This is a genomic window from Xanthomonas prunicola, assembly GCF_002846205.1.
GTDB lineage: Bacteria > Pseudomonadota > Gammaproteobacteria > Xanthomonadales > Xanthomonadaceae > Xanthomonas > Xanthomonas prunicola.
This window is the reverse complement of the sequence record NZ_PHKV01000015.1, coordinates 1-19,907: the sequence shown is the minus strand read 5'-3', so window position 1 is coordinate 19,907 and position 19,907 is coordinate 1. Positions and strand designations below refer to the sequence as shown.

The following is a 19,907-nucleotide window of genomic DNA, read 5'->3' as shown; positions in this document are numbered from 1 at the left end:
ACGGCAGCGCGGCGAACCGCAGCTGCAGGCCATCCCGGCCGATCGACGCGCGCGTCCCGCGGCGGCTGATGACACCACCGATCAGGGTGGCCGCTATACCGCGTCGCCAGCACTGGCGACGCATCTGTTCGTCTGATCTCCCGCAGGCGCGCAGACGCCTGCGGGGATGCTGCTTACTTGACCGGGCAGTCGACGGTGACTTCGGCTTCGTTGAGCGCGCCCAGCGCCACCTTCGACACCGACAGGTCCAGCGCTGCAGCGCTTTCGATGCTGGCGACCTGGGTCAGCTTGGTCACGTCGGCACCGGCCACTGCGAAGCACTTGAGCGGCACGCCGACCACTTTCCACTGGCCTTGCGGCAGCGCGGCCAGCGTTTTCTGCACATCGATGCGGCCACCGCACTTATCGCCACAGCCCACGCCCAGCCACACCGGCGCAGTCACGGCGCTGTCGCGGCGCAGGGTCAGTTGCAACTGCACATCGCCATTGCTCTCACGCGAGACATCTACCGGCTTGCCGGACACCAGCAGCACGCTGGACGCCGCACTGCCGGACCACACCAGACGGCGCGCATCTTCCTGCGCCTTGTGATCGACCGCGGTCATCTTCAGGCTGCCATCGGACAGACCCACCGGCAGCGTGGTCGCCGGCATATTGGCCTGGCCGGCATTGGACAGCTGCATCGCGATGCCCAGCGCCGGTTTGCCGCGCACGAAATACACCCCGCCCACCGACTGCTCGCCGGACACGCCCGACGCTTCCGGCAACGCGGCCAGGTCGCCCTTGTCGGCGTAGGTCAGGCCGAAGCCGAACTTGAATTGCGGGTCGTAATCCTTCTGGCCGACGTTGTTGGCGAACTGCACCGCGGTCTTCGGCCAGGAGAAGCTGAGCTTGCCCTTGAAGTCGTTTTGCACCGTGCCATCTGCCTTACGCAGCAGCACATCGGCAATGCCCTCGCCTTCCGAACCCGGCAACCAGGCAGCCACGAACGCGTCCGATGCGTTGATGTACTGATTCATCCACAGCGGACGCCCGCTCAGGAACACCGCCACCACCGGGATGCCTTCGGCCTTGAGCTTCTTGATCAAGGCCAGCTCGCTCTCGTCGCCCGGCTTGTACAACAGGGTGGCGATGTCGCCCTGGAATTCGGCATACGGGTTTTCGCCGAACACCACCACGGCCACGTCCGGCTTGGTCTTGTAGGTGCCGTCTACAGCCAGCTCGGCGCTGCCGCCTGCAGCCTTGATCTGCTTGTCCAGGCCTTCCCAAATCGTGGTGCCGTTGGGGTAGTCGCTGCGCTTGGTGCCGGTGCCCTGCCAGTTCAGCGTCCAGCCGCCGGACTGCTTGCCCATGTCGTTGGCACCGTCGCCCAGCACCAACACGCGCTTGGTCGGATCCAGCGGCAAAATGCCGGCCTGGTTCTTCAGCAGCACCAGCGACTCACGCACTGCCTGGCGGGCGATCGCACGGTGTTCCGGTGCGCCCAGCAATTTGTACTTGCCACCGAGCGGGCGCTTGGACGGCTTGCCAGCTTCGAACAGGCCCAGACGCATCTTGACGCGCAGGATGCGGCGTACCGCATCGTCCAGACGCTCGGCCGAGATCTGGCCGGACTTCACTGCGGCCAGTTCGGTTTCGTAGATGCCCTTCCAGCTGTCGGCGGCCATCGCCATGTCGACACCGGCAATGAACGAGGCCGGGCAATTCTGGTTGGTGCAACCCTTGACCTGACCGTGGCCATTCCAGTCGCCGACCACGAAGCCGCCGAAATTCATGCGGCCCTTGAGCACGTCGGTCAGCATGACCTTGTTGCCGTGCATCTTTTCGCCGTTGAAACTGTTGAACGAGGCCATCACGCTCTGCGCACCAGCGGCAATTGCTGGCGGATAACCGGCCGCGTGGATGTCGCGCATGGTGGCTTCGGACACCTTGGTGTCGCCTTGGTCCTTGCCATCGGTGGTGCCACCGTCGCCGACAAAATGCTTCACCGACGAAATCACGTGGCTGCCATCCAGGAACTGCGGCGTGCCCGGCACGCCCTGCACGCCTTCGACCATCTTGCCGGCAAAGCTGGCCACCACATCCGGCGATTCGGAATAGCCTTCGTAGGTCCGGCCCCAGCGGTCGTCTTGCGGCACGGCCACGGTGGGCGCGAAGGTCCATTCCATGCCGGTGACGCGGGTTTCGGCGGCGGTGACTTCGCCGATCTTCTTGATCAGATCCGGGTTGCGCGTCGCGCCCAGGCCGATATTGTGCGGAAACAGGGTGGCGCCGACGATATTGCTCTGGCCATGCACCGCATCGATGCCGAAGATGATCGGAATCGCGTTGCCGCCCTTGGACGTGTCCATCGACGCTTCATAGAACGCGTCGGCCAGCTTCAACCATTCGGCCGGGCTGGCGTTGTACTTGCCGCCTGGATCGGAATTGCCGCCTGCCAGCACCGAACCGATGCGGTACTTGCGCACGTCGTCCGGGGTCATGCTGGCAATGTCGCCCTGGATGGTCTGGGCGACCTTCTCTTCCACGCTCATCTTGGCCATCACATCGGTGATGCGCTGCTCCAGCGCCGCGTCCTGCGCGAACGGCCACTTCGGCGACGGCCACTGGTCCGGATGGATGGTGGTCGACGACTCGGCAGGTGCGGTGGCCGGGGCGGTCTTGCTCGCCTCGGCAGCGGTGTCCTTGCCTTGGCAGGCGGCCAACATCAGCACCGCTGCAGCGGTAGCCAGAGAAAGGGCGCGGCGCGCGGCGGGCGCGGCGGTATGGCGAAGCAGCTTGTCCAAGATTTGGTTCTCCAGGGTGGTTCTCCCACGGCGATGCGTTGCGCCGCAGGCCATTAGGCGGCGTACGCTTGCGTGATTCCCCTACCCTGTCAACAACAGCTAACCGTATGCCGGATTGCAGGCAACTTATTGGCCGCGGCTATAGCGTTGGAATACCGGCAGCACCTGTGAAACCGCGCAAAACTCCCCAATCCGCTGCCGTGGCTGGCATTCGAAGCAGACGCGCTTTGCTGCATTGCACCACCTGCAGATTTGGTCAGTGCGCAGCATCGGCACGTGGTGGCATCTGGCAGCGCTCGTTTGTGCCGACGCGTTCGAATACCGGCCAACGGGTGAGCTCGCCGTCAAACAACTGTCATACAGGCGGCCTAGCGTGACCGGCTTGCCGATGCGCCACTGCCATCGTCGATCTTGTCTTTGCCTGGAGTTTCGATGCCCGCCTCCCCCGACCCCTCTCGTCGTCGCCTGATGCAATTGCTGGCGACCGTTCCCCTGTTGCCGCTCGGCAACGCCAGCGCCGCCGCCTTGCAACAACTTGGGGGTGCGGCATGGGCCGCGCGCCCGTTGCGACCATCCGACAATCCGACCCGCCTGGTCTCGGCCACCTTCCACGGCATGCCGGCACCCAGCCTGGCCAACCCGGCGGCAATGGCCACCACCACGGTCGGCTCGGCACTCAGCGTGACCCGCAGCGACGGCAACACGCAGCGCTATGCGTTGGCCTACCATCCGTTTTTCGTCACCGGCGACCAGGTGCCGGACGGCAACGGCGGCACCGTGCTGGCGGGCGGGTACTACGACATCCAGCATCGCCCGATCATCGACCGCTCCAAACCCGGTGCCGAGCGTCCGTTCTTTTCCGATTGCCCGGACGGCTCCTCGCTGCTGACCCTGCCCCATGCCAAGGTGCCGGGCGTCAAGGGCAACCACGTATTCGCGGTGGTGCAGTTCGAATACACCACCCGCGACCAGGCCGGCAACGACGTCAATCGCCACCTGCCCGCGCCGATCGCGGTGTTGACGCTGGATCAGGACCCGGCCACCGGCAAGCTGTCGCTGGTGAAGTACCACAACGTCGACACCGCGCCAGTGCATGGGCTGTGGACCACCTGCGGCGCCAGCCTGTCGCCGTGGAATACCCATCTGTCCAGCGAAGAGTACGAGCCCGACGCCACCGCGCTGGCTGGCAATACCCAGTTCCGCAGCTATAGCACGCATCTGTATGGCGACCCGGAAAAAGCCAACCCGTACCACTATGGCCACCTGCCCGAAATCACCGTGCACCCGGATGGAACGGGGAGCGTGCGCAAGCACTACTGCCTGGGCCGCATCTCGCACGAACTGGTGCAGGTGATGCCCGACCAACGCACCGTGCTGATGGGCGACGACGCCACCAACGGCGGGCTGTTCATGTTCATCGCCGACCGCAAGGCGGATCTGTCGTCCGGAACGTTGTACGTCGGCAAGTGGCACCAGACCTCCGGTGTCGGCCCGGGTGCGGCCACGTTGAGCTGGATCAAGTTGGGGCATGCCACCAGCGCTGAGATCCAGGCCATGGCCGACCGCCTCACCGCCGCCGACATCCTCGACGTGCATCTGAGCGATCCCGGCGATGCCAGCTTCACCAAGATCCCGTTCAACGGCACCTTCAACTGGATCCGCATCAAGCCCGGCATGGAAAAGGCCGCCACGTATCTGGAAACCCATCGCTACGCGGCATTGGCCGGCGGCAGCCTGGGCTTTACCAAGCTCGAAGGCACCACCGTCAACGCCCATGACAAGGTCGCCTACATGGCGATGTCCTACATCGTCACCAGCATGCTCAATGGCTCGGGCGATGTAAAAGTGCAAGGCCCGGAAGCCGGCGCGGTCTATGCCTTGAACCTGCGTGGCGGTCAACGCGACAGTCACGGTGCGCCGATCCACAGCGACTGGGTGCCGATCGACATGGCAGCCCCGGCGGCCCTCACCGGGCACAACCTGGCCAAGGCCGATGCGCTGGGCAATCTGGCCGACCCGGAACGGATCGCCAACCCGGACAACCTCAAGTTCTCCGAGTCGCTGCGCACCTTGTTCATCGGCGAAGACAGCAGCCTGCACGTCAACAATTTCCTGTGGGCATACAACGTGGACAACGGCACGCTGACGCGCGTGCTGTCGGTGCCGGCAGGCGCCGAATCGACCGGCCTGCACGCAGTCGACGAGATCCACGGCTGGACCTATGTGATGAGCAACTTCCAGCACCCTGGCGACTGGGAAAGCCCATTGCACGACACCGTCAAGGCCACGCTGGATCCGCTGGTCCGCGCCAACTACAAGGACCGCTTCGGTGGAGCCGTGGGTTATCTCACCGGCGATCCGGTGGCGGTGCAGTTGAGTAAGGCGTAGAGCGGCCAACAAACGTAGCGAGCAGTCGTCAGGTGGGTGCGGACGGCGCGCAGGAACCGGAGTGTACGAGTGGTACATGCCGATTCCGAGCGCCGCCGCGCCTGTCCGACGGCTGCGCCGTGGTTTTGTTGGCTGCGCTTAATGCAGACGGGTCACTGGCAGCGCCTGCACGGCGTTGCGACTGACGCCGGCACGCGCGCGATCGTCTGCGTTGCGGTGTGTGCGCCTTCAAACCCCGTACTGCAGACGATGCATGCTCGTTCGCGCGGTGCATCGAGAGCAATCACGGTGATCTTCCAGACTTCCAAGAGCAGTGCTCGGAATCGGCGTGGGTCACGCGCTCTTTCCGATTCCTGTGCGCCACCTCGCGACTGCCCGATACGTCTTGGTCGCCGCCCTGAGAGTGCGCGCGCCTGCGTCGCTTTCACAAGCACCGTGTCACAGCTGATGACGACGAGCTTCCTGACATCGTTTCAAACGAAGACCGCATAACGTCACTGCACGGCCGATGTGCGTACCGCGTGTGTGCCTGCTCCTGGGCCTAGTCACGGGCGCGAGGCAACTCCAGCGCCGCCATCACGATGGGCTTGGCCCAGTCGGGCACCTGCGCCAATTCGTCCGGCGTCTGCGGGTAATGCAGGCCGCTGCGGTCCAGTTCCAGCACCAGCATGGGTGCCGCCTGACCTGCCACGTCGGCGGGTGCGCTGTTGTCGTAGACATGCAGCACTGCCAGATGCGGCAGCAAGGCAATCAGGTTGGCGCGCGACGCGTCGTAACGCTCACGGATCTTGTGCTCAGGGATCGCATGACCGCCGGCCGCAACCCGCGCTGACACGCGTTGGATATGCAGGTCCACCGTCGCCAACCCGCAGAACCAGACCGCCACCGTGTGCTGCGCGCAGGCTTCGCGCAGCAGGCGCGGAATGGTCGTCGCACCCAGCGTGGTTTCGAAAGCGAAATCGCTGCCATCGGCCGTCGCCTGGCGCAGCCGCCGCACGCCCTCTTCCCAGGCCTGCGCGTTCGCCTCCGCAAGCGCCCAGCCCTGCTCGACAAGTGCCTTGGTGAACGCATCGGGATTGAACCAGGTGGCGCCGTCTTCGTGCAGAAAACGGCCCAATAACGAACTCTTGCCGGCGCCGTTGACGCCGGCCAGCACCAGGAGATTGCCCATCGGCTACAGCGATGGACCCAGGGTGACCTTGCGACCGCGGCGTGCCGGCGTGGCGATCGCCTTAGCCAAGCCTGCACCTTCGGTCGCCGCCGAAAGATGCGCATCGAACTTCGCCTGCAATGCCTGCAGCGATTGCGCGCGCGCCGAGGTTGCGGCCGCCGCACTCGCCTGACTGACCAGGCGCCGATACTCTTCGGCATCCACTACCACGGCTTCGGGGTGATTGTGGTTGGTGATGACCACCGCCCCATGCGAGCGCACCTTGCGCATCAGGCTGGGCCAGCCCTTCACCTTGATGTCGGCGGCGGGCGCTTTTTCGAGCTCGGGCAAATCCTGAAAGCGCGACATGGCCACAGTCCGGCGCGGAGGGATGGCCATCAGCCTACTCTCAAATTCCCAATTTAGGAAATTTGCCCCTTTTAGCCTCCTAGCGCAGTTGGCCATGCCGTCGAAACAAAAACGGGACCCGCAGGCCCCGTTCTCTGTCTGCGCGATACGCCAATGTTCAGCCGCGCAGCTTGCTCAGCAATTCGCGCGTCACCGGGTCGGCCACATCGGCCGACTCGCCCTTCAGCGCCGGCAGCAACTGGCTGGCCAGCTGCTTGCCCAGCTCCACGCCGAACTGGTCAAACGCATTGATGCCCCACATCACCGACTGCACATACACGCTGTGCTCGTACATCGAGATCAGCGCGCCCAGCGCCTGCGGGGTGAGCGCGTCGAGCAGGATCACCGTGCTCGGACGCCCGCCGGGATAACTGCGGTGCGGGTCGCTGCTGTCCTGGCCGTTGGCCAGCGCCTCGGTCTGTGCCAGTACATTGGCCATCAGCGCGACATGGTTTTCCGCATACGGGTCGTCGTTGTGCACGGTGCCGATGAAATCGGCCGGCACCACGCTGGTGCCCTGGTGCAGCGCCTGGAAGAAGCTGTGCTGCACATCGGTGCCCGCACCGCCCCACCATACCGACACGGTGTCGCTATCCACCGCCGAGCCGTCGAGTTTGACGCGCTTGCCCAGGCTCTCCATCACCAGCTGCTGCAGGTAGGCAGGCAACAAGGCCAGGCGTTGGTCGTAGGTCATCACCGCGTGCGTGGCGCTACCGAGCAGGTTGCGATTCCACACCGCAGTCAGCCCGTGCAGCACCGCGACGTTTTCTTCCAGCGGCGTGTCGAGCGCATGGGCATCGAACTGCGCAGCGCCTTCCAACAATTGTTCGAAACGCGCGAAGCCAATGGCCAACGCAATCGGGAAACCCACCGCCGACCACAGCGAGTAACGCCCGCCCACCCAATCCCACATCGGCAGCACGCGCCCGGGTGCGATATCGAAGGCCTTGGCGGCGCGCTCGGGGTTCGCACTGACTGCATACAACCGCTCGCTGCCACCCAACCAGGCATGCAGGATGCTGCCGTTGAGCAGGGTTTCCTGGGTGCCGAAGGTCTTGGAAATCAGGATGCCGGCAGTGCGTGCCGGGTCGAGTGTGGCCAGCGTGCGCTGCATTGCCGCGCCATCCACATTGGAGACGAAATGCACGCGGAAGCGTGCACCGGAGACCGGTCGCAACGCGTCGGCAACCAGACGCGGGCCAAGGTCCGAGCCACCGATGCCGACACTGACGATATCGGTGACGTCGGTGGCTTCCAGTTGCTGGATCAACGCACCCATGCGTTGGCGCACTTCGGCAGCGGTGGCATACGCCTCCGATGCCACAGGCGCGTCTGTCAAATCACCACGCAACGCGGTGTGCAAGGCCGCGCGTTGTTCGGTAACGTTGACCTGCTCGCCACGGAACAGGCGCTGGAACGCACCGGCCAGATCGCGTTCGCGGGCGATGGCGAACAGCGCATCAAGCGCGGCGCGGTCGTACTTCTGCCGCGCGAAATTGAAATACAACGGACCGACTTGCCTGGCGTACTGCGTCGGCCGTTCCGGCTCGGCGGCAAGCAATGCGGGGATGGCAGCGCCGCGCAGGCGCTGGGCGTGGGCGTGAAGCGCGTCGAATCCGTTGGTCTGTGTCATGCGGCCTGCGTGGGGATGCTGTGGTTGGTGTGGGAGATCGCGTTGTGCGCGTTCACATATACCAGATTGGGCTTGAAGGTCTTGGCTTCGTCTTCGCTCATGCTCGCGAACGCCGCCACGATGATCAGATCGCCGACCTGCACGTGACGCGCAGCGCCGCCGTTGAGCGACATGATGCCGCTGCCTTCTTCAGCGCGGATGGCATAGGTGCTGAAACGCGCACCGTTGGTGACGTCCCAGATATGGACCTGTTCGAATTCGCGGATGCCGGTCGCTTCCAGCAGCAGGCCGTCGATGGCGATCGAGCCTTCGTAGTTGAGCTCGGAGTGGGTGACGGTGGCGCGGTGGATCTTGGCTTTCAGCAGGGACAGATGCATGGACGCAGGCAACGACAAAAGGAAAGCCGGTATTTTAGCGGAAAGCGCCCGCCGTCACCGGTTCGCACTGCGGCCGGTGGTGAGGGCTTCAGGCCCGCGCCGTGCGAAGGCGCATCCGCACTGGCGCGCTGCGCTGCAGACCGAGGTCAGACGCGGCGTACGCAGCGTCGGCACGATCAGAATTCCAGGTTGTCGATCAAGCGCGTGTTGCCCAGGCGGGCCGCGATCAGGGCCACGCGCGCACCGGCGTGGCTGTCGCCCGGCTCGCTCAAGTCGGGCAAGCGCACCACCGCGTAATCGACCCGGAAACCGGCCTGCTCCAACCCATGGCTGGCCGCATCTTCCACCTGCGCCCGCGGCGTGCCGGCGGCATAGCTGTCGCGCATCTGCAGCAGCACCTTGCGGATCTTGGCCGAGGTCGGGCGATCTTCCGCAGACAGATACTGGTTGCGCGAGCTCATCGCCAGGCCATCGGCCTCGCGCACGATGCTGCCACCCAGAATCTCGATCGGAAACGCCAGGTCGGCCACCATTTGCCGGATCACTGCCAACTGCTGGTAATCCTTCTTGCCGAAGGCGGCCACGTCCGGCTGCACCTGATTGAACAACCGCGCCACTACGGTGCACACGCCATCGAAATGCCCCGGCCGGCATTCGCCTTCCAGCACATCACTGACGCCGGGCGCGTGGATGGGCGTGGCCAGCGCGGTGCCAAGGGGATACATGGTGTCCACGTCCGGCAGCCACAGCGCATCGCACCCGGCATCTTCCAGGCCGCGCAGGTCGGCCTCGGGCGTACGCGGGTAGCGGGCGAAATCTTCATTCGGGCCGAACTGGGTCGGGTTGACGAACACGCTGGACACCACGCGGTCGGCGTACTGGCGCGCCAGCATCACCAGCGAGTAATGCCCGGCGTGCAAGTTGCCCATGGTGGGCACCAGTGCCACGCGCAGGCCCTGGCGCTTCCAGCCATTGACCAGGGCGCGCAGTGCGGAAAGATCGGTCAGTGTCTGGATCATGCGGCGTACGCGTGCGCTGCATCGGGGAAGCTGCCGTCGCGCACGGCCTGCGCGTAGGCACGCACCGCGCCAGCGACCGAGCCGCCTTCGGCGAGGAAATCCTTGACGAACTTGGGCCGGCGGTGACCGCTGTCCAGGCCCAGCATGTCATGCATCACCAGCACCTGGCCGTCGCAACCGGGGCCAGCACCGATGCCGATGGTGGGCACGCTGAGTTCGGCACTGATCTGCGTAGCGATCGGCGTCGGCACGCATTCCAGCACCACCAGGCTGGCACCGGCGTCGACCACCGCCTGCGCATCGCGGCGCAACTGCTCACCGGCTTCGCCGCGCCCCTGCACCTTGTAGCCACCGAACCGCAGCACCGATTGCGGAGTCAGCCCCAGGTGCGAGCAGACCGGAATCTCGCGCTCGACCAGATAACGGATGACCTCAAGCTTGTGCCCGGCGCCTTCGATCTTGACCATTTCCGCGCCGGCTTGCAGCAGCTGGGTAGCGGCATCCAGTGCACGTTCGGGCGTGGCGTCGGCCTGGAACGACAGATCGGCCACCAGCAATGCGCGATCGAGCGCGCGGGCCACCGAGGCGGTGTGGTAGACCATGTCGGCGGTGGTCACCGGCAAGGTGGAATCGTGCCCCTGCACCACCATGCCGAGCGAGTCGCCGACCAGGATCAGGTCCACGCCATTGGCGTCGAAGGTGCGCGCGAAGCTGGCGTCGTACGCGGTCAACATGACCAGTTTTCGACCCTCGCGCTTGGCCTGCGCCAAGGCGGGCACGGTCCAGGGCTTGCTGTCGGCGTGGCTGCTCATGAAGTCATTACGTGGGGTGATGAGCCGGCCATTATCTACCCAATCGGCTCCAGCCCGCAGGTATCGATAGTGTGCAAAGCGTGCCGCACTGTTCCATGGCCCGGAATGATCGCCTCCGGCGCCAGCTCGGACAGCGGCAGCAGCGCGAAGGCACGCGCCTGCAGATGCGGATGCGGCACCTGCAACTGCGGCAGATCGATCACCTGCTCGGCGTACAGCAGCAGGTCCAGATCCAGCGTACGCGGGCCCCAGCGCTCGCCGGCGCGACGCTGCCGGCCGAACGACTGTTCGATGCCCAGCAAAGCCTCCAGCAGCGGCAACGGCGCCAGGCCAGTGCGCAGCTGCGCCACGGCATTGATGAAATCGGGTTGGTCTTCGCGGCCCCAGGCCGGCGTGCGGTATAGGCGCGACGCGGCGATCAGCGTGGTTTGCGGCACAGCGCCAAGCGCAGCGATGGCCGCGCGCACGCTGGCCTCGGCCGGGCCCAGGTTGGCACCCAGGCCGACAAAGGCGGTCTGCATGCCCTACTCGCCCGCAGACGCGCCAGTGCGACGGCGACGGCGGCGACGCTTGCGCGGCGCGCCCTCCTCGCCTTCCTGGTCGGCTTGCGCCGATTCGAGCGCATCCACCAGCTCCTGGCCGGACGACTTCTGCGCCTCACGCCAGAACTCCACATCGGCAGCATGATCGGGCGAAGCGAACTGGCGCAGCACCAGGAAATCGAACGCCGCGCGGAAGCGCGGATGCGACAGGGTGCGGAACACCCGCTTGCGCTGACGCGAGGAGAAGCGCGTCTGCAGCAGCCAGATCTCCTGCATCGGCAGCGAAAAGCGGCGTGGCAACGCGACGCGTTCCAGCTGATGCAAGGTGACGCGATCGGCCGCGCGACGCTGCGCATCCTCCGGTTGCACGCCCTGCGCCTGCAGCCCCATCAAGGTGCGGCAGAACGCCGGCCACAGCAGTAGCGCGAACAGGAATGCCGGCGACACTGGCTCGTCGTTGGCCACGCGTGCATCGGTATTGCGCAGGCCTTCCAGCACCATGGCGCGCAACGCGCCGCTACGGTTGGATTTCAATGCTGCCGCGCTTTCTGGAAACAGCGCGCCGAACAGGCCATAACGCTCCAGGCCTTCGAAGCTGGCGACGCCGTGTCCGGACAGGAACAGCTTGAGAATTTCTTCAAACAGACGCGCGGGCGCGGCTTCGGATAACAGCCCGGCCAGGCGCGGGATCGGTTCGGCGGTGCCGGCTTCGATCTCGAAGTTCAACTTGGACGCCAGGCGCACCGCGCGCAGCATGCGCACCGGGTCTTCCTGGTAACGCAGCTCCGGGTCGCCGATCAACTTCATCAAGCGCGCCTGTACGTCTTCGAAGCCGCCGCAATAGTCGCGCACCGAGAAATCCTCGATGGCGTAGTACAAGGCGTTGCAGGTGAAGTCGCGGCGGATCGCGTCGTCTTCGATGGTGCCGTAGACGTTGTCGCGCACCAGCCGGCCGTTATCGAGTTCGCGATCGCCGCTGCCATCGTCGCTATTGGCGCGGAAGGTGGCCACTTCGATGATTTCGCGACCGAACACCACGTGCGCCAGACGAAAGCGGCGACCGATCAAGCGACAGTTCCGGAACAGCGCCTTGACCTCTTCCGGCGTGGCGCTGGTGGCGACGTCGAAATCCTTGGGGTGGTGGCCGACCAGCAGATCGCGGACCGCGCCGCCGACCAAGTACGCACCAAAGCCCGATTCGCGCAGGCGGTAAAGCACGCGCAGCGCGTTGGGGCTGATGTCCTTGCGCGAGATGGTGTGCTGATCGCGTGGAATGACGCGCAGCGTGAACAGGGATGTAACTGAGGGTTCGATGATGGCGCTTCCGTCTTGTGTTGCAGGATTGCCCAACGGCTATTACCTCACTATACTAGCGCGCTGCACAAGACGTGACAAAAGCGCTCCCTTCGTCTAATGGTTAGGACGTGGCCCTCTCAAGGCTAAAACAGGGGTTCGAGCCCCCTAGGGAGCACCACCTCTCGTCTCGCGGCAGAAAACGCCAGGGCCCCGCATTGCGGGGCTTTTGCGTTGTGGCGCAGGCACTTCGCACCCGTACTGGACCGAGCCGCCGTGCGGCGGGCCGCGACGGTCTCCAACGCGCGCCGTGGTCTGGGCAGGACCGCGGGAGTGACGACGTGGTCGAGGTTGGTTGTCGTCATGCATCGGCGCCCAGATCGCATCGGACGCGCGCCTTGCGGAAGTGTTTGTCGGGATGCGTCTCGCCGCGACCATCAACGCGCCGCAGCTAACGCGCATGCCGCTTTCGGGAGCACCGCGCGGTGAGGGTTAGACGATGGATCGACCACAGTCACGCCGCTTAGATCAGCCACATCAGCACAAAGAAAACTGCAGGGTCCAACAGCAACGTGCCGCGCAGACCACGCTCGCCATTGTTCGTCGCGACAGCCGACTTGCGTGGTGTGTGTGCCATTCGCAGTGGCCGCTTTGGTAATTTGCAGTACATGGCGTCTGCTCACACAGCGACGGGGAAAGGCGTCTCGTCATCGCTACCGGTTTCGGCGACGGCGTCATGCGCATGCAAGCTTTCCAGATGGCGTACCGCCACATGAAACGCCGCGTAGTGCTCACCCAGCACCTTGCGTAGGCGTCGCGCCGCGTCTTCGACATACATCAGGTTGGCGCCGTTCAAGCGCGCAAATGCCTGTTCGTCGGGCCGCCGCACCGCGGCCTGCACCGGCGTTGCCAACGCCTGCTCGCACAGGCCGATCAGTTGCTGGATCGCAAAGCCCTGCGCATCCACGGGCAGATCAACACATACCTGCGCCACGCTGCGCTGGCTGTGCGGGGTGGCGTAGGAACCGTGATCCTGCAACCACTGCGCAACGTCCTGCAGCGGCAGTGCACCGCGCCCGGCGTGCTGCTGTACGAACGCATCGCTGAGCAACTGCCGCGACAACGCCGCCGAACACGGGCATGTGGACGCATACAGCACCTCGACCTGTAGCTGGATCGTGGTGTGCCCTGCCCTGCACTGCGCGGCGATATGCACCGGATAAGCACGCCAACCGCTTAGCCCCTCGCTACGCAAGGCCGGCATGCGCAGCAGCCGTTCGAAGCTGAGCGTCAGCCTTGCGGCGCGGCTTGCGCAATCTGCATGGCTTTCGATCAGCGCCTGCAGCAGTTGCGACAGCATGGCCGGCGACAATGGCCGCTGCAGATGCAGGTCCAGCAGGCGATACAGCCGCGACATGTGGATGCCTTTGAGCTCAGCCCGCGGCAGATCGACCTGCACGCTGGCGCGGGCGGCAAGGTCGCCAGCACCAGCGTCCAGATGCACGGGAATTGCGATGTCCTGCATGCCGACCCACCGCAAAGGCGCGCTCAGCGTGGATGGTTCGGTCACAGCAACATCGGGAAGCGTGGCGGACATCGGGCACTCATTGAAGGGTAAAGGTGACGACCGCGCCTCAGGCGCGACCGGGAAACGCAGCGAAGTAGTCGTCGATTCCCGCATGCAGCGTCTGCGCGAGTTCGTCCTGATGCGTATCGCCACACAAACGCTGGCAATCGTCGCGATTGCTCATGAAGCCGGTTTCCACCAGCAACGACGGAATATCCGGCGACTTCAGCACCGCAAAGCCGGCCTGCCCCACCTGATCCTGGTGCAGGCGCGTCACCTGCTGCAGGCGGCCGAGCATCAGCTTGCCGAACTGCAGGCTGTTGGCGATGGTGCCGCTCAGCGACAGGTCGGCCAGCACCTGCGACAGCACCGGGTTGCTCGGCACCCGCAGCCGGCGTGCGGTATCGCCCATGTCGTCGGCAGCGTTTTCGCTATCGGCGATCCAGCGGGCCAGTGCCGAGCTGGCCCCGTTCTCGGACAAGGCGAATACCGAGGCGCCACGTGCCTGGCTGTTGGGTGCGGCATCGGCATGGATGGACACGAACAGATCGGCATTGTGGCGATGGGCGATCAGCACCCGCTCGTGCAGAGGCACGAAGCGGTCGTCGCTGCGGATCATGCTTGGCCGGTAACGCGGATCGGCCGCCAGACGCTGGTGCAGCCGCCCGGCCACCGCCATGGCGACATGTTTTTCGTAACGCGCATCGGCACTGACCGCACCCGGATCCTTGCCGCCATGGCCGGCATCGATGGCGATCACATACGGATGCAGGCGCGAGCGTGTGAACGCAGGCGCCGCCACAGCCGGCACTGCCTCTGACGACGAGGCAGTGCCGGAAGCGGCAGCAAGATCGAATACCAGCACGCTGTCCTCCCACCGCGCCGTGGCCGTCAGCGGCTGCGACAGATCGAGCACCACGCGCAGCCCATCCCCATGCGGGCCGCTGCGGATGGCGGCGACGGCGAGACCTTCGGGCAATGGATCCATCTGCGGTGGTTGCGCCGAAATGCCCGACAGGTCGATGACCAGGCGCGCTGGATCGGACAAGGTGAAGCTGCGGTAGGCGACCTGCGTACTCAAGGCGAGTCCAAGTCGCAGCCCCCCCTCCTGACGCTGCAGGCTGCAGTTGCGCAGCCGTGGCAGCGACTGCCCGTGGACCAGGCTCGGCGACAGCACCAAGGCCGCGCCGACGGTGCGCAGCACCTGCCGCCGCCTCATCGGGCCAATCCCGAAGGATCGATGCGGCCACCGCGCCACTTGGAGCACGGAAGGTTCGGCATGGTGACCAGGCAAACGACACTCTGCGGCAAGGAACGCGACACGACGTGACCAGACGAACGATGGATGAAGTGTTATAAAGTAACACTTATTGCGCAAAATCAAGCCCGCCGCGCCCTGCCAACACCTTCACGTTCACTTTTTCCGAAGAGCACCACGATGTCTCCCGCCATCCCCGACAGCTACACCGCCTGGCGCCACTGCATCGAAGTCGACTGCGCCCAGCCACTGACCGCGCCTTTCATCGTCCAACGGCTCGCCAGCCTGCGCGACCCCGGCGACCACCACACCCAGCAATTCCTGCGTCGTTGGGGCCAAGCGCATCAGCAGCAGGTAATTGGGTGGTTCGAGCAAGCGCTGCGGGGTTTGGAACCAAAGCGCTAAATCGCTCGTTCTGGTCCTGCACCGCTTGGGCAAAGGACTACATTGGTAGCAACCCGGGACATATTTGCAATGGCACTACTTAAACACTCGGCGAAACACTATCTCCTGCTTGGAGATCAATGCGGCTTTCCGCTAAGACCAACGCCTGTGCATTGGGTGGGACTGTCAAATAACTGACTTTGCATGGTCTTGAGTGAGCAATGCGGGCAGCATGAATTCGGGACGGAAGTGAAACATTGAAATAGTCCCGTATCGGAAGCTTGCCAGAGAGTCACTTTGAGCAATTTTGCGCAAACGCCAACACCCATCCGCCTTATGGACGTAACTTAGGCGAGCCTGAATCGCAGGCAAAATCGCCCCTAGCAGGGGAAGGCGAAACCCATGGAAGTCAAAGCAAATACGTTGAAGGTTGTGTGCGTTCTGGCCTGCGCTTTGATGGCAGGCCAAGTCTCGGCTCAAACTGGCGGATGCTGTGCAGGTGGTGTAGGAGCCAAAGCAACAATGGGATTGGGGGAACGTAGCCCGGCAGCTGCCAACCTCACCCTAGACCCCGCTTGGTCGATCTACGAATTCCAACGTGACGGCGTGACATACCTGCAAATCAACGACGTCGCCGGGGAAGTTAGAGCAGTGGTCGCACGCGTTGACAATGCGCTTTGGGTACTGCCAATGGGCAAGGATGCAGATCGCGTCACAGTACCTGCAGCTAATACAATTTGGGCAAGTTCGTCGACAACGTCTGCGACTGACCTAGGACCTAACGCAAAAATGGTATACCAGACCGCACACTTTACCGTGCATGTCGAGCGGCAAGCCAACGTGGAACGCTGGAAGGTCTCTCCGACGCGGTAACAACAGCTGCCTCGGCCACGAGGAACGTAAGTACTAACGCATGGCGGCGACGAAACAGGCCGCCATGCGACTTAAGCCGCGCCCGAAATTCGTGTTCATCCTCGGGGGATTCACGCCTCACGGAATCCACCAAAGAGGTGTCGGCAAAAACTCTCATGACGACTCCCTGCCCGCCTCTGCCGCGCCAGACACGCGCATGGATGAAATGCTTATTGGACAAAGGCAGAAGTTCCAGTGCGTTGAGTGTGCAACGATAAGCCGCAAGCTGCAGTCCAAGCGAGAGCTGCTGACAATCCCCTTGCAATAGACAGTCGAGCTTGGTGGAATTCAATCTCTCAAACGCAGCCGAACGCAGCGTTCGAAACAGGCCATGCGTTTCAATCTCCAATGGATATAACGCCGCAACATATTCATGCAGAAGTTGCGACTCTAGGACTGCCACGCGCGTTATCTCCATTGCTGCCGCATGGTGGCCACGCTCCCGAAGATCTGCTATGACCGATTTACGCATCCTATTCATCTGGACGTTGATATCAGAGTATTCCACAACCCGATCCCGCAGTGTCCGCTCAGCCGCAAGATAACTAGCTTGAATGGCCTTTTGAGCATCGGCTTTAATTCGCCCGATAGTATCAAATCGCTTCAACGGCCTTACGAACCGTACGCCAAAAACGAATAAAAAAGTACTAACGGCGACATGAAAAATTTGGACTTCAAAAAGGCCGGAATTGTAATAACCAATCTCATAGGTCTTTGGTAAGGTTATTGCCAAGGCGAAGTTCGCAAGCAGCGTCCCGAGAGCGGTCCCTGTCCACCCGTGACGACGCGTCAAGACAATCGCCGGCCCTATCAGCGCAGCCATCAGCATCTTCCGAAGTAATGGCTCCTGCGCATAGACGAGTATATAGAAAAGCACAAGAATGACGACAACCGACAGTCCAAGATCTCGAGGCAGGTCTATGCGCGCTGGCTCTCGTTTTCGGGGCGACCACAACATGGCCGGAAGTAAGAAAATCAATATCCCCTGATAACTTCCCAACCAATAGCGAACAAGGAATTCCAGTACCTTGTCCGTGCTCGGCCCCCCAAGGCTGGCATTCAGGACAATGCTCCACAACGCATTAAAAAACCCAACGGCGATCGCGAATGGAATTAAGAAAGGAGTCTGCTGAAACAACTTGCGGGCATGATGGCGTGCCAACCAGATGACGAGCGCGATCATGGGGGCATGAACAAGTGGACTTATGTACGCCCACGTCAAGTCGTATCCTTGACCCTGCGAAAGCGGGACACGCAGCCAAAGCATTGCTGCCGCATCTCCTGCCAACAGGAATGGCCACTCGCGATAAGGTCTGAATAGCAGTGTTACAACACGCAAGCCGACAGGTAGGTACCACTGGTCGATGGAGCAATACCAGAGACAAAGGAATGCTAGGCAATAGCAAGCGCTAACCAGCACCCCCCTAAGGATTTCCCTTACTACCACCATACCACCACTCCTTGGTTCCACGATTCGCCCTAGTCTGGAGGGAAACTGTCTATTGGAGTATAGCGGTGGCGCACAATTTGCAAAAAGAGCCCATGCGCTTGCAGGCGGTTATCGCTGTTAAGACAGGCGTTGCACTTTGGTGGTGCGTTGGGCCACATGGAATCAGGCCGCCTGACACAGCGCAGGCCAGAGCTGTAGGCAGTTGCCAGGGCACATATCGCATCCAGCCCAACGATGACAGCCAGCGTGATCGAGTCGCCTGCAGCGATGCAGGCATACGAGACATCAGCAAGATCCCGGCGAGACCGTCAACGAACAAGGCCGCGCAATGCGCGGCCTTGTTCGTCTTCCAAACCGATATCGGCATAGCAGAGAAGATCAGCCCTCCATCTGCTCCAGCTCCTTGCCCTTGGTCTCATAAACGTACTTGAGCACGAAGAACACCGAGATGAAGGCGGCGACGGTGTAGATGCCGTAGGCGCCGGCCAGGCCGATGCTGCCGAGCAGGATCGGGAAGCTGACGGTGATAGCGAAGTTGGAGGTCCACTGCGCGGCGCCGGCAATGGCCAGGCCCGAGCCGCGGATCTGGTTGGGGAACATTTCGCCCAGCATCACCCACATCACCGGGCCCCATGAGGCGTTGAAGAACACGACGTAGACGTTGGCGGCGACCAGCGCGAGCATGCCCATGGCGTCGGACATGGCGAGCTTGCCGTTGGGGTCCAGCGAGGCGGTGGCGAAGGCATACGTCACAAAGGCCAGCGAGACAGCCATGCCCGCCGAGCCGATCCACAGCAGCGGCTTGCGACCGATCTTGTCCACCAGCATCACCGTGACCAGGCAGGCGCCGATGCTCAGGCCGCCGGAGAGCACGTTGATCAACAGCGCGTCCTGCTCGGAGAAGCCGACCGCCTGCCAGAGCACCGCGCCGTAGTAGAACACCACGTTGATGCCGACCAACTGCTGGAAGACCGCCAGTCCAATACCGATCCAGACGATGGGGCGGATCTTGCCGGTGGCCTTGTTGATCAGGTCGGAGAACTTGGGCTTGTGCTGATCGGCAGACATCGAGGCGGAAATCTCGCCCAGCTTGGTCTGCGCGACGGCGTTCCCGTACAGACGCTTGAGCACCACCAGCGCCTGTTCGCGGCGACCTTTGACCACCAGGTAGCGCGGGCTTTCAGGAATGACCAGGAGCAGCAGGAGAAACAGCAGCGACGGTATCGCCTGCATCCAGAACATCCAGCGCCATGCGGCCTGCCCTGCCCAGAGAGGCTCGGTGGAAGCGCCGGCGGCGTTGGCCAGCAGGTAGTTGCTCAAAAATGCGCAGAACAACCCACTGATGATGGCGATCTGCTGCATCGTGGCAAGCCGGCCGCGATAGCGTGCGGAGGCGACCTCGGCGATGTAGGCCGGCGAGATGACGCTGGCCGCACCCACGGCAAAGCCGCCCATCACGCGGGCGAAGATGAAGAAGCCGGAACTGTGCGAAGCACCGGCGCCGATGGCCGAGAGCAGGAACAGCGCGGCGGAAATGATCAGGACCGCACGACGGCCCCAACGGTCTGCCAGGCGGCCGGCAAAGAAGGCGCCGATGGCGCAGCCCAGCAGCATCGAGGCGACCTCGAAGCCGGTCTCGGCGGCGGTGGACTGGAAGGTCTGTTTCAGGCCATCGACGGTGCCGTTGATCACGCCGCTGTCGAAGCCGAACAGGAAGCCGCCGATCGTGGCTACACAGCTGATCAGGATGATGAAACGGGTGTTCTCGCCGGCATCGGGGGCGCCGTCAATGGAAACACTGGACATGGATTCACCTGGGAACATGCAAGGGAGCGTCCACGGGGGTGGCCGCCATCGGCCGGCGACGCAATGCGCCGCCGGCCACGGGACATCAACGCGTCAGATACTGATTGATCAGGTTTTCGTAC

General features: G+C 63.5%; 15 protein-coding genes, 1 tRNA gene and 1 other RNA gene. 3 read left to right on the top strand and 14 right to left on the bottom strand.

The window, feature by feature from the left end; translation table 11 throughout:
* Positions 1-173: 173 nt before the first annotated feature.
* Complete coding sequence (locus XpruCFBP8353_RS21490; protein WP_101365076.1) at positions 174-2,786, bottom strand: glycoside hydrolase family 3 protein; 2,613 nt, start codon at positions 2,784-2,786, stop codon at positions 174-176.
* A 432-nt stretch (positions 2,787-3,218) separates the two neighbouring features.
* On the opposite strand from XpruCFBP8353_RS21490, the gene XpruCFBP8353_RS21485 reads away from it, so the two are divergent.
* Positions 3,219-5,174: a PhoX family protein gene (locus XpruCFBP8353_RS21485; RefSeq protein WP_101365042.1), complete on the top strand. Its 1,956-nt coding sequence runs from the start codon at positions 3,219-3,221 to the stop codon at positions 5,172-5,174.
* Positions 5,175-5,177: 3 nt separating this feature from the next.
* Here the strand turns inward: XpruCFBP8353_RS21485 and XpruCFBP8353_RS21480 are convergent.
* The 9 genes from XpruCFBP8353_RS21480 to pcnB form a co-directional block, all read right to left on the bottom strand.
* Positions 5,178-5,252: non-coding RNA, sX9 sRNA (locus XpruCFBP8353_RS21480), on the bottom strand.
* 463 nt (positions 5,253-5,715) lie between these two features.
* Positions 5,716-6,345 (bottom strand): hypothetical protein, encoded by a 630-nt coding sequence (locus XpruCFBP8353_RS21475; protein ID WP_101365041.1) that lies wholly within the window; start codon positions 6,343-6,345, stop codon positions 5,716-5,718.
* A gap of 3 nt (positions 6,346-6,348) precedes the next feature.
* On the bottom strand, positions 6,349-6,693 hold the full coding sequence (locus tag XpruCFBP8353_RS21470; protein WP_101365040.1) for a type II toxin-antitoxin system prevent-host-death family antitoxin: 345 nt from the start codon (positions 6,691-6,693) through the stop codon (positions 6,349-6,351).
* Positions 6,694-6,850: 157 nt separating this feature from the next.
* The gene (gene pgi, locus XpruCFBP8353_RS21465; protein ID WP_101365039.1) at positions 6,851-8,365 is read right to left on the bottom strand and encodes a glucose-6-phosphate isomerase; all 1,515 of its coding nucleotides are present in this window, start codon (positions 8,363-8,365) and stop codon (positions 6,851-6,853) included.
* The gene (gene panD, locus XpruCFBP8353_RS21460; protein WP_008571260.1) at positions 8,362-8,742 is read right to left on the bottom strand and encodes an aspartate 1-decarboxylase; all 381 of its coding nucleotides are present in this window, start codon (positions 8,740-8,742) and stop codon (positions 8,362-8,364) included. The genes pgi and panD overlap by 4 nt, the downstream gene beginning before the upstream one ends.
* 176 nt (positions 8,743-8,918) lie before the next feature.
* Entirely contained in the window at positions 8,919-9,761 is an 843-nt protein-coding gene (panC, locus tag XpruCFBP8353_RS21455; protein WP_101365038.1) for a pantoate--beta-alanine ligase, read from the bottom strand.
* Positions 9,758-10,573: a 3-methyl-2-oxobutanoate hydroxymethyltransferase gene (gene panB, locus XpruCFBP8353_RS21450; RefSeq protein WP_101365037.1), complete on the bottom strand. Its 816-nt coding sequence runs from the start codon at positions 10,571-10,573 to the stop codon at positions 9,758-9,760. The genes panC and panB overlap by 4 nt, the downstream gene beginning before the upstream one ends.
* A gap of 35 nt (positions 10,574-10,608) precedes the next feature.
* Entirely contained in the window at positions 10,609-11,094 is a 486-nt protein-coding gene (folK, locus tag XpruCFBP8353_RS21445; RefSeq protein ID WP_101365036.1) for a 2-amino-4-hydroxy-6-hydroxymethyldihydropteridine diphosphokinase, read from the bottom strand.
* 3 nt (positions 11,095-11,097) lie between these two features.
* On the bottom strand, positions 11,098-12,465 hold the full coding sequence (gene pcnB / locus XpruCFBP8353_RS21440) for a polynucleotide adenylyltransferase PcnB (protein WP_101365035.1): 1,368 nt from the start codon (positions 12,463-12,465) through the stop codon (positions 11,098-11,100).
* Between the two features lie 49 nt (positions 12,466-12,514).
* On the opposite strand from pcnB, the gene XpruCFBP8353_RS21435 reads away from it, so the two are divergent.
* Positions 12,515-12,589, top strand: a tRNA-Glu gene (locus XpruCFBP8353_RS21435).
* A gap of 498 nt (positions 12,590-13,087) precedes the next feature.
* On the opposite strand, the gene folE2 is transcribed toward XpruCFBP8353_RS21435, so the two are convergent.
* Entirely contained in the window at positions 13,088-14,005 is a 918-nt protein-coding gene (folE2, locus tag XpruCFBP8353_RS21430) for a GTP cyclohydrolase FolE2 (protein ID WP_101365034.1), read from the bottom strand.
* A 37-nt stretch (positions 14,006-14,042) separates the two neighbouring features.
* Positions 14,043-15,194: an N-acetylmuramoyl-L-alanine amidase gene (locus XpruCFBP8353_RS21425; RefSeq protein WP_101365033.1), complete on the bottom strand. Its 1,152-nt coding sequence runs from the start codon at positions 15,192-15,194 to the stop codon at positions 14,043-14,045.
* A 219-nt stretch (positions 15,195-15,413) separates the two neighbouring features.
* Here XpruCFBP8353_RS21425 and XpruCFBP8353_RS21420 point away from each other — a divergent pair, with 219 nt between their 5' ends.
* On the top strand, positions 15,414-15,638 hold the full coding sequence (locus XpruCFBP8353_RS21420) for a hypothetical protein (RefSeq protein ID WP_101365032.1): 225 nt from the start codon (positions 15,414-15,416) through the stop codon (positions 15,636-15,638).
* 790 nt (positions 15,639-16,428) lie between these two features.
* On the opposite strand, the gene XpruCFBP8353_RS21410 is transcribed toward XpruCFBP8353_RS21420, so the two are convergent.
* Both XpruCFBP8353_RS21410 and XpruCFBP8353_RS21405 read right to left on the bottom strand, forming a co-directional pair.
* The gene (locus XpruCFBP8353_RS21410; protein ID WP_101365030.1) at positions 16,429-17,979 is read right to left on the bottom strand and encodes an MASE1 domain-containing protein; all 1,551 of its coding nucleotides are present in this window, start codon (positions 17,977-17,979) and stop codon (positions 16,429-16,431) included.
* 378 nt (positions 17,980-18,357) lie between these two features.
* A complete protein-coding gene (locus tag XpruCFBP8353_RS21405; RefSeq protein ID WP_162301149.1) occupies positions 18,358-19,785 on the bottom strand; it encodes a sugar porter family MFS transporter in 1,428 nt (475 codons plus the stop codon).
* Positions 19,786-19,907: the final 122 nt, after the last annotated feature.